The organism is Streptomyces varsoviensis, assembly GCF_000718635.1.
In the GTDB taxonomy this organism is placed as follows: domain Bacteria; phylum Actinomycetota; class Actinomycetes; order Streptomycetales; family Streptomycetaceae; genus Streptomyces; species Streptomyces varsoviensis.
Map to the genome: position 1 here is coordinate 234,753 of NZ_JOBF01000006.1, position 14,598 is coordinate 249,350.

General features: G+C 69.3%; 12 protein-coding genes. 11 read left to right on the top strand and 1 reads right to left on the bottom strand.

Features of this window, described 5'->3' with window-relative positions:
• The first annotated feature begins 42 nt into the window (after positions 1–42).
• The 3 genes from IF55_RS12270 (at position 43) to IF55_RS12280 (ending at position 4,077) form a co-directional block, all read left to right on the top strand.
• A complete protein-coding gene (locus tag IF55_RS12270) occupies positions 43–1,914 on the top strand; it encodes a hypothetical protein (protein ID WP_030880883.1) in 1,872 nt (623 codons plus the stop codon).
• Positions 1,915–2,551: 637 nt separating this feature from the next.
• Positions 2,552–3,454, top strand: a complete 903-nt coding sequence (locus IF55_RS12275; protein ID WP_245661167.1) for a DEAD/DEAH box helicase — start codon at positions 2,552–2,554, stop codon at positions 3,452–3,454.
• Between the two features lie 5 nt (positions 3,455–3,459).
• The gene (locus IF55_RS12280) at positions 3,460–4,077 is read left to right on the top strand and encodes a hypothetical protein (protein ID WP_048831884.1); all 618 of its coding nucleotides are present in this window, start codon (positions 3,460–3,462) and stop codon (positions 4,075–4,077) included.
• A 309-nt stretch (positions 4,078–4,386) separates the two neighbouring features.
• Here the strand turns inward: IF55_RS12280 and IF55_RS12285 are convergent, their stop codons facing one another.
• A complete protein-coding gene (locus IF55_RS12285) occupies positions 4,387–5,046 on the bottom strand; it encodes an ATP-binding protein (protein WP_245661168.1) in 660 nt (219 codons plus the stop codon).
• Positions 5,047–5,292: 246 nt separating this feature from the next.
• On the opposite strand from IF55_RS12285, the gene IF55_RS12290 reads away from it, so the two are divergent.
• From IF55_RS12290 to IF55_RS12315, 8 genes are all read left to right on the top strand, one after another.
• Positions 5,293–6,144: a helix-turn-helix domain-containing protein gene (locus tag IF55_RS12290; protein WP_030880891.1), complete on the top strand. Its 852-nt coding sequence runs from the start codon at positions 5,293–5,295 to the stop codon at positions 6,142–6,144.
• A gap of 11 nt (positions 6,145–6,155) precedes the next feature.
• Positions 6,156–6,317: a hypothetical protein gene (locus tag IF55_RS39735; RefSeq protein ID WP_169767199.1), complete on the top strand. Its 162-nt coding sequence runs from the start codon at positions 6,156–6,158 to the stop codon at positions 6,315–6,317.
• Between the two features lie 5 nt (positions 6,318–6,322).
• Complete coding sequence (locus IF55_RS40520) at positions 6,323–6,616, top strand: Scr1 family TA system antitoxin-like transcriptional regulator (RefSeq protein WP_342668299.1); 294 nt, start codon at positions 6,323–6,325, stop codon at positions 6,614–6,616.
• A gap of 11 nt (positions 6,617–6,627) precedes the next feature.
• Positions 6,628–6,804: a hypothetical protein gene (locus tag IF55_RS39740; RefSeq protein WP_169767201.1), complete on the top strand. Its 177-nt coding sequence runs from the start codon at positions 6,628–6,630 to the stop codon at positions 6,802–6,804.
• Between the two features lie 203 nt (positions 6,805–7,007).
• Complete coding sequence (locus IF55_RS12300) at positions 7,008–7,838, top strand: PIG-L family deacetylase (RefSeq protein WP_030880898.1); 831 nt, start codon at positions 7,008–7,010, stop codon at positions 7,836–7,838.
• Positions 7,839–8,151: 313 nt separating this feature from the next.
• The gene (locus tag IF55_RS12305; RefSeq protein WP_030880900.1) at positions 8,152–10,941 is read left to right on the top strand and encodes an AAA family ATPase; all 2,790 of its coding nucleotides are present in this window, start codon (positions 8,152–8,154) and stop codon (positions 10,939–10,941) included.
• Between the two features lie 287 nt (positions 10,942–11,228).
• On the top strand, positions 11,229–13,406 hold the full coding sequence (locus tag IF55_RS12310; RefSeq protein WP_030880902.1) for a hypothetical protein: 2,178 nt from the start codon (positions 11,229–11,231) through the stop codon (positions 13,404–13,406).
• A gap of 206 nt (positions 13,407–13,612) precedes the next feature.
• Entirely contained in the window at positions 13,613–14,578 is a 966-nt protein-coding gene (locus tag IF55_RS12315; protein ID WP_030880904.1) for an RICIN domain-containing protein, read from the top strand.
• Positions 14,579–14,598 lie beyond the last annotated feature (20 nt).

Here is a 14,598-nt window from a genome sequence, read left to right on the forward strand (position 1 = left end):
GTCGCTCCCGTCGTCCACCTCCCGTACTCGGAGAGAGTCCACATGGTCTTCGACCAGCTCAACCGCAGCAACATCCAGGCGCTCTGGCGCTACATGCCGGGCCAGCCATACAACTGGTCCTCTAAAGGCTCAGTCCTCGGCGAGCCGCCCCGCCAGGTAACCCCCCTCGACGTCCCCGAGGGATGGGTGGCTCCACAACTTCGTCGGCTACTCCTGCCCTTCGCCAGCGCCTCGAGCAACGATCCTCGAGTCGGTGCCGAGCTGACCGCCCTCAAGCGGCGTCAGTTCAGTTTGGTGAAGGCTGAGGACCTCCGCGCCGTTCGCTTCCCCAACACCTTTCTGTGCCGCGCGTGCGGCGCGTTCCGACTCATCCGCGCCGCCGACCCCGCACCAACCTGCCCCACCTCCAGCCACGGGCGGATGGAACAGTTCTCTTGGTGCGAGGTGCACGAGTGCGGCCACCTGAGCGAGCTCACCGCGCCGCGTTGCGGCTCCGGTTGCCGCGCCACGATGCGGCTCAACAACACTCGCGACTTGAATACCTCCCGCTGGTACTGGACCTGCGACCGTTGCCAGCGGCGTTCAGACGAGCCGGTCGTCAAATGGTGCTCAACCTGTCGCGACGGACGTCCCCAAGTCATGCGGGTGCCTCAGACCGCGGCTTATTACCCGCAACAAGTCACCGTCATCAACCCGCCCACCCGCAGCGACTATGGCGCACTCGCCTACGATGGCGTTTACGCCGCCGCCGTGGCTCAGAGCCTTGGCGCTCTGCCCCGGGGGGCTGAGGGTCTCCGGCGAGCTGGAGGCACCAGCTCTGCGGGATCCGCCTTGGAACAGGCGCGAGAAACTGCGGAAGCTCTCGGGATTAAGCCGGGTGACGAGCTCTACGACCAACTCATCGCCAAAGCCCAGAAACGCACAGACGACACCCCAGCCTGGAACGCACAAGTCGAGGTTTTGGGCCGTGACCCCGAGACGATCGAGGCGTTCGGTGAAGAATGTCGCCAGCTCGGCCTTGCCTGGGACGCCAAGCCCTTGACGGTCCAGAACCTGCTCGATGGCGACGCGGGAACCCAATTGGAAGCCTACTACCAGCAGTACCCGAAGCTGATCTCCCACTACGGCTTCACCGACGTCACCTTGCTACGGGAGTTGCCAATCGCCTATATCGTGGCGGGCTACACAAGGATCAGCAGCAATGCGGTGGCCACAACACGCCGGGGCACCCAGACCAGACAACGGTTCCGCTTCTTTCCAGCGGGACGTGACAGCAAGTTCCCGATGTACGGAGTACGCACCGAGACCGAGGGCCTGCTTTTCGAGTTGGACAAGCTCGCCGTGGTGCGGTGGCTCGTCGACTCCGGCGTCATCGAGGACCCCGGCCTGCACACCCAGGAAAATGCCCAACAATGGATCTTCCAATTCAGCGATCCCGTGCTTGATGCCTTCAACGCGCCCGACAACTCGATCACGGGGGCCATCCTCGGGCTCGTCCATTCCATGGCTCATCGCACGATGAAGGCCCTTGCCACCAGGTGCGGGCTCAACGTCGACTCGCTCGGGGAGTACCTCTTCCCCGCTAACTGCGCTTTCCTCGTCTACGCCAACACCCGAAGCAACTTCACCCTCGGCGGACTCGAACACGTATATCGGTTCGACCTGGAAGATGCGCTGTGTGAACTGGACGCGGAGACCCGCTGCGTCTTCGATCCGCCTTGTCGGCGTGACTTCGGTGGGGCGTGCGCCGCGTGCCTCCACATCTCCGAGGTGGCCTGCACGAGGTTCAATACCGTGCTAGATCGCAATCTACTCTTCGGCACGCTCCCACCACTAGTTTCGGACCCTGTCGGAGGCACTTCCCGACGAGGTACGGAATGCGAACGACAGTGGCGCGGGTACTGGAGCCACTGAGCCCCCTGGTCTCCCTGCTTTTGCAGGCGTCAGCCCCCGTGGACACTGCGGCGGCCGCGACCGACATCGCGGCCGCTGGGGGTACCGGTCTCGAAGTGGCCACTCTCATCACGAACGCTGTCATCGACCGGCGGCTCGTCTCGTACACCCTTGTCCACGCGGGCGTTCTCGACAAAGCAGGGAAGCTCACGGAAGCCGCGCCATTGCTCTTGGCGCAGGCGCACGCAATGGTGGCGATGTCGGTGGAGGAGGGGTGGGAGTTGGTGCTTACTGTGCCGGCCTTCCTGAAAGATTCGCTGGGCACGATGTCGCGTAATAACGGCGGGCCTGGGCTCCCGCTCGACACGGGTCGGACGATTCGCGAAGTTGCGGAGAGCGCCCAAACGCGTCTAATGATCGCCGTGCCCTATCTACACCACCACCTCCGCCGCCACCCCACGGATCAGGTCCTTGTAGTGGCGCACGCCAAGGACCTGGTCCAGCAACTGGAGCGCGCGCTGTGGCGGCACCTGCCCAAGGAAGTTCCCACCCGCCTGCTCACCGGGGACACCCGCCCCGACGACCTGTCCGGAGTGACCTGTGCCACGGTCGGCCCGCTCTGCCAGCCGCCCGCTTCGGCTACCGGCCGGCGCTTGTCATGGTTGACGAGGCGCATCACGTCGGCGCGGACGGGCAGTACGACGAGTTGTTGGAAACCCTGTCCACCTCAAGGCAGTTCGGGGACACAGCTACGCCTTGGCGAGGCGACGCTCACGACATCAGCCACCACTTGGGGCCGGCGAGTTTCACACTCGGTATCGAGGAGGGAATGCGTCGTGGCTACCTGGCGCAGGTGGACTACCGGTTGTTCGTCGACAACGTCGACTGGGATGTCGTCAAAGCGGCCAGCGAGCACGAGTACGGCCTGGCGGACCTCAACGCCCGCCTTTTCCTGCCGCAGCGGGACGAGTCCATCCGCGACGAGCTAGCTGCGGCATGGGCGGCCACCGCTAGCCCCCGCGCCATCGTGTTCTGTCGCACGGTTGAGCACGCCGAACGACTGGCCGAACTCCTGCGTCGGGCCCCCCTGTGGTCCGGAGCCTTGGCACTGCACGCCGGCCTGGCCAAACGCGAGAGGCAGAGCCGCCTCCTCGCCTTCCGCAGCGGCGAGGTCCCCATCCTCACGTCTGTCGACATCCTCAATGAGGGGGTGGATGTCCCCGACGTCAACATCCTCTGCTTCGCCAGGGTGACTCACTCCCGTCGGATCTTCGTTCAGCAGCTGGGACGGGGGCTCCGGCTCAGGGCCGGCAAGGAACGGGTGACGGTGCTCGACTTCGTCAGCGATCTACGTCGGATCGCGGCGGCCCTCAACATCAAGCGCAGCTTGGAGGGCGGTGAGGTAGAAATCCTGGACCAAGTCGCCCCATCACGCATTGATTTCAACGACCAACGAGTCGCGACCCTTATGGAAGAGTGGATCAAGGACGCGGCCGGCCTCGAAACCGCGTATGACGAGCACCGCCTACAGTTCCCGTCCGCCCTCGCCACCCTGGAGTAGCCGCCTTGCCCCAGCTCAACCTTCCCGAAGCTCTCCGTCGCCGCATCCTCCTCAGCATGTATCGGACCGCCGACGAGCCGGACTGGGAGTTTCTGAGCAATCCCGGGAAGACCGCGCAATATCGGCGGTGGTTCGACGACCCTGGCATCGGAGGTGAGCTCCGAGCGTTCGCCAGCGACAAGGACGTCCGGATGTGGTTCAAGGACGTGCCGATGAAGGAGTACGCCCGAGCGCAGGAGGGCATCGGGAGGTTCGTTCCCTACGTTCAGCGCCGCTTCCGAGGGGCCGACGAGATCGTCCAGTTCTTCTGTGGTCCCGGCTGGTCCGTGGTGCCGGACTCTATAGAGGGTAAGCCGAACCACTGTCTGGCCACTGATGGGGATGTCACCCGATACATCTGCTGGGGCAAGGACGGGGTTCTGAACGACCTCCTCTGGGCAGCAATGAATGAGGCCGTCGACTCGGGAACGCGCCCCGGAATAGTGATCACTACCAGGGACGGCCAAACACTCACCCAGCACGCGCGGGAACGTCACATGCGACTTGCGAATCACTGCGGAGTGGACCTGACCCACTTGCACCGCACCGTGATCGATAACCCCGATCTGCTTACCGAGCCGTAGTCCGAAGGGGCTGCCCGTCGCTCCAGGACACGCGCTGCAAAGGCGTGTGCTGGGAGCCAAATGGGAGCCGACCCGCTCCCCGAGTCCCTTCAAGAACGCGCGAGACCAACCGGGACCCCACCGCTGACCTGCGGAAACTCCATCGCGTCTGGCAAGACCAGTAACCGAACCTCGTTCGGGACGAAGAGGTCGTGGGTTCAAATCCCGCCACCCCGACTGAGAAGTAGCAAGGTCAGGGCCCTGACTCGTGAGAGCGAGTCAGGGCCCTGGTCCGTTGTGGGGCAGACAGGGCCACACGCGAATGGGCGGCTACGGGGTCGGCCGGCTTGCCCTGGGGTTTACGAGAGTGGCCCACGTGCATACACCGGCAGCGGGCGGATACGCGGCGCCGAACCCCCACTCCCCGTGATGCCTCTCGGACAGTTCGCGGACGTCCGAGAGCGAGCCCCTCCGGCGTTCGTCGCATGCGGCGGCGAGGCGGCGGTGGGCGTGTGGGGCGTGAGTGTCGTGGGCCGTCACCTGAAGCGCGTCCCCGTTCCGGCGGATCACCACCTGGACCAGTTCGCCCGCTCCGGTGAACCGGCAGGCGTGCACCGTGAGTTCGTACACGAGAAGAAGCGCCGGATCCATCAGCTCCTCCTCGACACCGTGCACTTCGAGCATGACTTCCGCCGCCTCCTGCGCGATGGTCGGCGTTTCGGAGGCCGACGGAAGCGTCAGCCCGTAGACGAGCTTCGCGGGGGACGGCTCCGTGAGGTCCGGGGGCGGTGGCGGACACTGGGTGAACCTCGGAACGGCCTGAAAGGCGAACGGCGCGACGACGGCGTGAGGCAGGAGGCCGGACGGGGCCCCGTTTCCGGTCCAGGTGGGGGCGGGCTTCGCCGGTACGGGCGTGGGTGTTTTCTGAAGCATGGCAACTCCGCTCAGTGGTGGGGTGTCGAGGGGGACGAGATGGCCGTACGGGTGCACGGACACTTCGTCGACGCGGCGGGACCGTGGCTCGTCTCCCTGACGCGGGCACACCCCTCCCAGGGCAGGAGGACACGGGCAGGCTCGCGTGATGCGCTTCGATCTCGCGTTGCGTGAGCTTCGCGTCACTTAAAGTACGACAGTAGGTGGTACCTGCGCCACCGCTATGGTGGAACTTAACCCCAGATGGATTGCGCTGACCGCACCCGGCAGACTGGGCCGCGCACCGAGGAGGAAGGGCCATCGATGCCCCCACGCACCACACCTACGCAGCGACAACGCAGGCTTGGCGCCGAGATCAAGAAGATGCGCACCGAGGCCGGCCTCACCGCCGAGTACGTCGCCGGACTGCTGGGAATCGACCGGGGCAAGGTCTCGAACATCGAGTCAGGCACCCGCAACATCAGCCCTGATCGCCTGCGCACTCTGGCTAAGCACTGCGCATGCCCGGACGAGCGATATCTGTCCGCTCTCATCGAACTCACCGAGCCACCCCAGCCACGCTGGTGGGACGAGTACCGGGGCAAGTTGTCATCAGGGCTGCTGGACATCGTCGAGCTGGAATGGCACTCGACCCGCATCCAGACCATCCAGACGGTTCACGTGCCCGGTCTCCTCCAGACCGAGGACTACGCACGCAGCATCTTCGCGGCCGTACTGCCCGCACTCTCGCGTCTCGAAATCGAGCTACGCGTGGCGCATCGAATGGGGCGGCAGCGCGTGCTGACTCGCGAACAGCCAGTCGGCTATGTGGGATACGTACACGAGGCCGCTCTTCGTATGCTCTTCGGCGGGCGCGACGCGACCAGGGAACAGCTCAAGGCACTCATCGAGGCGAGCGAAAGGCCCAACGTCCGTGTACGCGTATTGCCTGTGGACCGCGGCTCCTTCCCGGGAGCCGGGCATGCTTTGCTCTACGCGGAAGGGCCTGTACCCCAACTGGATACGGTGCAGCTCGACTCGGCGCATGGACCTGAGTTCATGCACACGGAACTGCAACTAGCCCGGTACCGGGCTCACTTGGACTGGATGGACGACGCGTGTCTGTCGCCGAAAGCATCACAAGACTTCATTCACAGCATCATTCGCAGCCTATGAGGAGCCCGATCGTGCCGGAGATCCGTTGGGAAGAACCCTTCTGCGGAGAGGGAAACAACTGCTTCCGCCTCGGCACCGACGCCAGCGGCAACGCGTACATAGCGGTCGCCGGGCAGGAGGAGACCTACCTCACGGATACGCGCGAGGCCCTGCAATCGAGTTCGGCGGAATGAAGGTCATGCGTGCGCAGTTGCTCCACCTCTGCGAGACGAGTGAGCTGAGCCACGTGGACGTGAGGGTCGTGCCGTTCTCATCCGGGGCGTTTCCCGGGGCCGGGCAGGCCCTCTTTTATGCCGAAGGCATCGTCCCTCAACTGGATACAGTTCAGCTGGACTCAGCCCACGGGCCGGGTTTCACGCACGCTCCGGCGCAACTCGACAAATACCGTTCCCAACTGGACTGGATGGACAGGGCCTCCCTCGACTCCAGAAAGTCCCGGGACTTCATACTCACCCTCACCGGTACCCGATAGGAGACGTCACCGTGCCCGACATCACGTGGGAAGAGCCCTTCTGCGCCGAGAGCTCCAACTGCTTCCGCCTCGGCACCGACGCCAGCGGCAACGCGTACATAGCGGTCGCCGGGCAGGAGGAGACCTACCTCACGGATACGCGCGAGGCCCTGCAAGCGCCGGATACGGCCGGGTGGTTAGGGCCATGACAAGGGCCTTTTGACCTCCCCGGGGACACGGCCGCCGCAGGTCAGCCGGGCCGGTCGGGAACAGTTCGTGTGGTCGACACGGTTATATGGCCTGGGGGTGGTGCTGGGTGGGTGGGAGACGGGGGCCGTCAGGGCGTTCGTTCCGCTGGAGTCCGGCCCCCGAGTACTTGGACCACCACGTATTTCCGCAGGAGGACTGTTTCATGACTGATCGGCCTTTGACGTTTATGGCCGTGCACGCGCACCCCGATGACGAGGCCACCAGCACTGGTGGGGTCCTCGCGCGGTATGCGGCGGAGGGGATACGGACGGTGCTGGTGACGTGTACGGACGGGGGGTGTGGAGACGGGCCGGGAGGGGTGAAGCCGGGGGATGACGGGCATGATCCGGCGGCTGTCGCCGCTATGCGGCGGGCGGAGCTCCGGGAGAGCTGCGAGGTGCTGAAGATCAGCGACCTGGAGATGCTGGACTACGCCGACTCCGGGATGATGGGCTGGCCCAGCAACGACGCGCCCGGGTCCTTCTGGCAGACGCCCGTGGAGGAGGGGGCCGCGCGGCTCGCGGAGCTCATGGAGCGCTACCGGCCCGACGTGGTCGTCACCTACGACGAGAACGGTTTCTACGGGCACCCCGACCACATCCAGGCCAACCGCATCACGATGGCGGCCCTGGAGATGACCGAGCTGACGCCCAAGGTGTACTGGACGACCATGCCGCACTCGGCGATGCAGCGGTTCGGGGAGATGATGCGCGAGTTCGGCGACATGCCGGAGCTCGACCCCGCCGAGGCCGCCGCGCTCGCCGAGATCGGACTCCCCGACGACGAGATCACCACCTGGGTGGACACCACGGGATTCAGCGACCAGAAATTCGACTCCCTGGCCGCGCACGCCAGCCAGGGCGAGAACATCTTCTTCCTCAAGATGGGCAAGGAGAGGTTCGGCGAGTTGATGAGCCTGGAGACCTACGTCCGCGTCAAGGACACCACCGACGCTCCCCTGCCCGAGGACGACCTCTTCGCCGGGCTCCGCTGACCCGTTTATTCGGGCCCGTAAATTCGGGCCCGTTGGTTCGGGGCTCCAATCGGGCCCATTGGTTTCAGCCCGCTGGTTCGGGCCCGTGCATTCGGGTTCGTTCGCCCCCGTCGTCGGGGCGCCGCCCCCCTTCTCAGCCAACTCAGCCCCCTCCGTCTTTCGGTGGGGGCTTTGACTGTTCCTTCGGGCAGGGGATTTCCTCCTTCGGTGCCCGGTTGGGCAATTCCAGTGCCCGAGTTGACAAAGCTCGCGCCAGCTCATCACGATTCGAAGGCGTTAGAGGCTCTAACACTGGTAGAGGAGGCCGACTCCGATGCGGCTCGTTGCCCGGGAGAGGGAGCGGACAGAGGTCGATCGGCTGCTGGGTTCGGCGGCTGCCGGGCGTGGGGGCGCGCTCGTGGTGGCGGGGGAGGCGGGGATCGGGAAGACGGCGCTGCTCGATTCCGCGGTGGAGGGGCTGGAGGGGTTCGCGGTGCTGCGGGGCGCCGGGGCCGAGTTCGAGCGGGACCTGCCGTACGCGACGCTGCAGCAGTTGTGCGCGCCGTACACGGCCTCCCGGCTGGGGCTCCCCGCTGTGCAACGTACGGCCCTGGAGGGCGTCCTCGGGCTGGGCGAGCGCGCTCCCCTCGATCCTCTGACCGTCGGGCTGGCCGCCCTCGGGCTGCTCACCGCGGTGGCCCAGGAGCAGCCCGTGTGCTGTGTCGTGGACGACGCGCAGTGGGTCGACGACGCCTCGCTGCGGGCGCTGGTCTTCGTGGCGCGGCGCGTCGCCGTCGAGCGGATCGCGGTGGTGTTCGCCACGCGCGAGGCCGGGCCCGCCTCCGGGCTCGCCGATCTGCCGCGGCTGCCGCTGACCGGACTCGGCGACGAGGACGCCCGGGTGATGCTCGGGGCCGAGTCGCATACCGGGATGGACGCCGAGGTGTTCGACCGCATCCTGGCCGAGGCGCACGGCAACCCGCTGGCCCTGCTGGAATTCGCGCACGACACGGGGCCGTTCGGGGTGCCCCGGCCGAAGCGTTCCCGAGCCGGCGTGGTCGCCGCCCTGGAAGAGGGGTTCGTACGCCGCCTCGACCGGCTGTCGTCCGCCGCCCGGACGCTGGTGGTGCTCGCCGCCGCCGAGCCGGTGGGCGACCTCGCGCTGCTGCGGCGCGCGGCAACTCTCCTCGGCCTGGACCCCGCCGGGCTCGACGCGGCGGAGAACGCGGGGCTCCTGACCCTCGGGCCGCGGCTGCGGTTCCGGCATCCGCTCGTACGCTCGGCGGTCTACGCCGCGGCCACGCCCTGTGTCCGGCGGCGGGTGCACGGGGCGCTCGCCGAGGCCACCGCCCCCGTCGCCGACCCCGACCGGCGGGCCTGGCACCGCGCGTACGCCGTGGTCGAGGCCGACGAGGACGTCGCCGCGGAGCTGGAGCGGTCCGCCGACCGGGCGCGGCTGCGCGGCGGGTTCGCCGCCGCCGCGGCGTTCATGGAGCGGGCCGAGGAGCTGACGCCCGCCGCCGACCGGCAGGCCGCCCGACTGCTCGCCGCCGCCCGGCTGCGGCTGCTGGCCGGATCGCCGGCCGCGGCCCGTGCGCTGGTGGCCCGTACCGAGCACCGCCTGATGAACGCCCCTGAAGAGGCGGAGGCGCGGCTGCTGCGCGCGCGCATCGACTTCCAGCTCGGCCGCACCCCCCGCGCGACCACCACGCTCATCGACGTCGCCGAGGGCCTGGACGCCGACCGGGCGCGGGAGATCTACCTGGATGCCTTCGCCTCGTTCATGTACAACGAAAACGAACCGGGCTGCCTTGAGCGGCTCGGCGACCGGATCCGGGAACTCGTCCCCGAGCGCGTCCCCGCCCGCCCCGTCGACCTGCTGCTCGACGCCCTGCTGGAGCAGAACACCCGCCCCGTCGACGAAGCGGTGCCCACGATGCTCGCGGCCGCGGCCGCCTACGGCGACGTGGCCGCCTCGGCCACCGGGACGCCGCACATGAACCTCGCCTGCCAGCTCGCCATCGACCTCCGCGACGACGCGCTGATGGAGAAGACCGCGAACCACCAGGTCAAGGCCGCGCGCCGGCAAGGCGCCCTCGCCGCGCTCCCCCAGGCGCTGCGCTACCAGGCGGTCTCCAGGGTCGCCGTCGGCCGGTTCGCCGAGGCCGCCGCCAGCCTCGACGAGGCGCGGGCGATCGACGAGGCCGCGGGCACGCCGCCGCTGCTCGGGGCCGAGCTCGTCTGCATCGCCTTCAGCGGCGACGTCGACCGCTACCGCGAGGTCCAGGCCCTGCTCGGCACCGGCGGGCGGCCGTTCGAGACCGCCTGCGAGCAGTACTCGCGCGCGGTGCTGCACAACGGGCTCGGCAACCACGAGGCGGCGCTGGAGGCCGCGTTGGCGGCCCAGCAGCGGCAGCGCGACGGCTCGTACGCGATGTGGGCCGTCAACTCCGAGCTGGTCGAGGCCGCCGCGCACGTCGGCCGCCACCAGGAGGCCGCGGGGGCGCTCGCCCATCTGGAGGCGCTGGCCCGTCAGAACCCGGGCCCATGGGCCGTCGCCGAATGGCTCCAGGCCCGCGCGCTCCTCGGACAGGGCAGCGGGCAGCGCGGCGAGGAAGGCGAGCCGCGGGACGTGAGCCCGGGCGGCGGCCAGGCTGAGGACATCGACGGCGCCGAAGGCGTCGACAGCGCCGACGGCACCGAAGCGCTCTACCGCCGCGCCATCGACCACTTCGCCCGGACCCGGGTGCGGGTGCTGTACGCCCGCGCCCGGATGGCGTACGGGGAGTGGCTGCGCCGCGAGAACCGGCGGGCCGAGGCCCGGGCCGAGCTGCGGGCGGCCCACGACATGCTCGCGGCCATGGGGGCCCGCGGGTTCGCCGAGCGCGCCGCCCGGGGGCTGCGGGCCATCGGCGCCCGGCCGCGCCCGCACGGCGAGAACCCGCTCGGTCAGCTCACCGCGCAGGAGGGGATCATCGCCGGGAAGGTCGCCGCCGGCGCGACGTCCAAGGAGGTGGCGGCGATGCTCTTCCTCAGCCCGCGCACCATAGATGCCCATCTCCGCAATATCTACCGTAAATTGGGCATATCCTCACGCCGTCAGTTGCGCGAGTTGTCTCTATGACCGCCCGAAACGGAATTACGTAATCGAGCACCACCGGTCTACGTAGTCATCACCGATGCGCGTGCGTCATCGACAGGGCATTGTCGATTGTCAGGATCGTTCACGGACAATCATGTACCGGCTCGAATGCACGAAAGCAGGAAACAGGCTCGATGATCACACAGGTGATTACGCCGGGCCTCGCGGCGACCGTTGCCCATCAGGCGCCGGCCCGCGGGGCGGCCACCGGCGCGCTCAGCGCCCCTCGCCCCCGCGCCGACGGCCGCCAGCGGTGCGGCGGGTAGCCGATGCGGACGTCTCCCACCCCCCTGCCCACCGCGCCAGTACCTCTCGCGCCGGCCTCGGTCGTCCCCGCACAGGCCGTACCCTCCGCACCCGCCTCGGCCGTCCTCGCACCCACCCCGACCGCCCCAGCCTCCCCCACCGCAAAGGCCCCCTCCCCCGCCGACTCCCACGGCGCCCTCCTCGCCGCCCTGCGCAAGAAGGTGTTCACCGGCCGCGTCGCCGAACTGCGGCTGCTGCGGGAGCTGCTGCTCAGCGACCGGCGGGGCTGCTTCGTCGTGTGGCTGCACGGCATGGGCGGCGTCGGCAAGACCGCCCTGCTGCGCCGGTTCGCGGACGAGGCGGAGGCGCACGGCAGGACCGCCCGCTCGGTCGACATGCGCGGTACGGACCCCACCCCCGACGCGTTCCTCGCCGCCCTGGAGGCACAGGGCCCGCTGGAGGCGGCGCACGTCCTGCTCGTCGACTCGGCGGAGTCGCTGGGCCCCCTGGAGCAGTGGCTGCGGGACGAGTTCCTGCCCCGCATGCCCGCGCACGTCCTGCTCGTGATCGGCGGCCGGCGCCCCCCGTCGGCGGAGTGGCGCACCGACGCCCAGTGGTGGCACGCGCTGCGCAGCGTGGAGCTGGACGGCATGGACGACACCGAGGCCGCGCAGTTGCTGCGCAACCGGGATGTCGCCGAGGCGGCCGTACCCCGGCTCGTACGGGCCGCGCACGGGCTGCCGCTGGCCCTGGCCCTCTTCGCCGACGCCCGCGAACGCGCCGCCGGCTCCGAGGAGCCGTATGAGGGCGGCGAGTTGGGCGACAGCCCCGACCTGGTGCGCGAACTGCTGCGGCTGCTGCTGCGGGAGAACCCGTCGCCGGAACGGTCCGACGCGCTCCACGTCCTCGCGCTCGCCCGCGTCACCACCGAGGAACTGGTGCGCCACGCGCTGGAGATACCGGCCGCCCAGGCCCGTACGCTGTGCGCCTGGCTGAGCGGCCAGTCGTTCGTGCACAGCACCGCCGACGGGCTCGTCCCGCACGAGCTGGTCCGTGAAGCGCTCCTGGCCGACCTGCGCTGGCGCGGCCTGGAGACGTACGAACGGCTCTTCCGCCGGCTCCACGCGCACCTGGCCGAGCGGCTGGCGGAGCGCGGCGGCGGGCGCTGGGCGTTCGGCGCGGGCCTCGCCTACCTGAGCCGTACGAACCGGATCGCGCGGGAGGCCGCGGACTGGCAGGGCGCGGACCGCCTCCACCTGCGCACCGCCCGCCCCGACGACCTCGACGAGGTGCTGGCCGCCGTCGGCCGGGAACACGGCGACGCGGCCGTACGCCTGGCCCGGCAGTGGTGGGAGCAGCAACCCACGGCGTTCAGCGTCGCGGAGTACGGCCGCCGCGGCATCGTCGGCACGCTCATCGCGCCCTGCCTGGAGGCCGGCGCCGCCGCGCTGCCCGACGACCCGGTGGCGCGCGCCGCGCTGGAGCACGCGGCCGGCCGCTCCCCGCTGCGGCGCAGCGAGCGGCTGCTGCTGGCCCGCTGGAGCACCGGCGGCGCGGTGGCGGCCGGCTACGCGCTGACCACGCTGTGGGCCACCACCCCGGGGCTGGCGATGAGCTGGACGTACACCGCTCCCGGCCAGCGGGGACTGTCGACGCTGCTGGAGCTGTACGGGCAGCAGCGCACGACACCGGTCGACGGCCCGGACGGCGAGCGGACGGCGCCGTACGTACAGGACTGGCGCAGCGCGACGTTCGACCGCTGGGCGGCGGCGCTGCGCACCCGGCTGCTGGCCGACGACCCCGCGGCGCTGCCGTCGCCGGCCGCCGCGACCGCGACGCCCCCCATGCCCTGGCCGGAGTTCGCGGAGGCCGTCAAGCACGCCTACCGCAGCGCGCTGGACCCGCGGCAGCTCGCGGAGAGCGCGCTGCTGGGGACGCGGCTGGTGGCGCCCGGCGCGGACGCCGCGGCGCTGCGCACGACGCTGACCGAGACGGTGGCGCAGTTGCGCACGCTGCCCGGCCAGCGGCAGCTCGCCGACGTCCTGGAGATCACCTATCTGAGCGGGCCGCGCAGCCAGCAGGCGGCTGCGAGCCGGGCGGCGCTGTCCTTCAGCACCTACCGGCGGCGGCTGTCCGCGGCGCTGACGAGGGCGGCGGAGCTGCTGCGCGAGCGCGAACTGTACGGATCGGTACCCCGGTGAGGGCGCGTCACAGGTGTTCAACTCCTGCTCATGACGCGCTCACACCGCTCACCGGCCGCTGCCCCGCGCCGCCGCCGGTGATTCACTGGCCGAGGGCGCAGCGGGCAGCGGAGCACTAGCGCCGTGACCGGCGAAGCTTGCCGGGAGGGGCGCCAGTACCCACCCGCATATCTACTGACGCAGCTTCTGTGAGTTGGGAACGGGCCTTGAGCGATACGGAACAGGACGACGCGAAACGGCGGCGGCGGGCACGGTTCGTCGCCGCGCTGACCACGAGCTCCCAGCAGCCGGGCGAGCGCTCCCGCGTGGGCACCCGGATCGCCGGCGCGGCGGCCGTGATGGCGCTCGCCGCCGGCGCCACCCTGGGGGTCGGCGCCTGGCGCAGCTACCAGGCGGACGAGCACGACAAGAAGGTGCGGCTCGCGGCCGAGCAGACGGCGAAGGAGCGCGAGCTCCGCGCGCACATCCCCGCGCCGCACACGCCCGAATCGAAGCCGACGCGGCCGCCCGAGGCCACGCACGCCCCGGAGCCGCCGCCCCAGACGACGACGGCGGCGGGTTCGCAGACCGAGCCGAAGAGCGTGGGCACGCCGTCGTCGTCGCCGACGCCGAAGTCCGAGGCGCAGAAGAAGAAGGAGAAGGAAGAGAAGCTGAAGAAGGCGGGCCCTGTCCAGCCGAAGCAACTGCTGTTCCGGTCGCAGTCCGTGGCCAACACCCCCAAGACGCTGCTGCGGAACTACGCGACCGGTCTGTGCATGGACATCCCGAACTTCGGCCCCGGTTCGCAGAACACCCCCGTCAACCAGCACCAGTGCGACGGGACCGACAAGGACAACCAACTGTGGAACGTACGGGTCCACCACAAGCACAAGGGCCCCGGCGGCTCCGACCTCGTCCTGATCGACAACGCGAAGGACGGGCTCTGCCTGGACGTGCCGATGTTCGGGGCGATGCCGCCCGGCACCAAGCTCATCGAGGCGCCCTGCACCGACTCGTTCGACGACAACCAGTTGTGGTGGCTCGACCCGGCCGGCGACGGCACCGTGCACATCCGCAACTACGCCAGCAACCACCTGTGCGTCACGGTCGGCGCCAAGGACAAGCCGGAGTATGCCGACCGGCGGCTGATCATCGAGAAGTGCGACAACGGCGAGAGCCGCTGGCGCATCTGACGGCGCTCCGGACCGCGCAT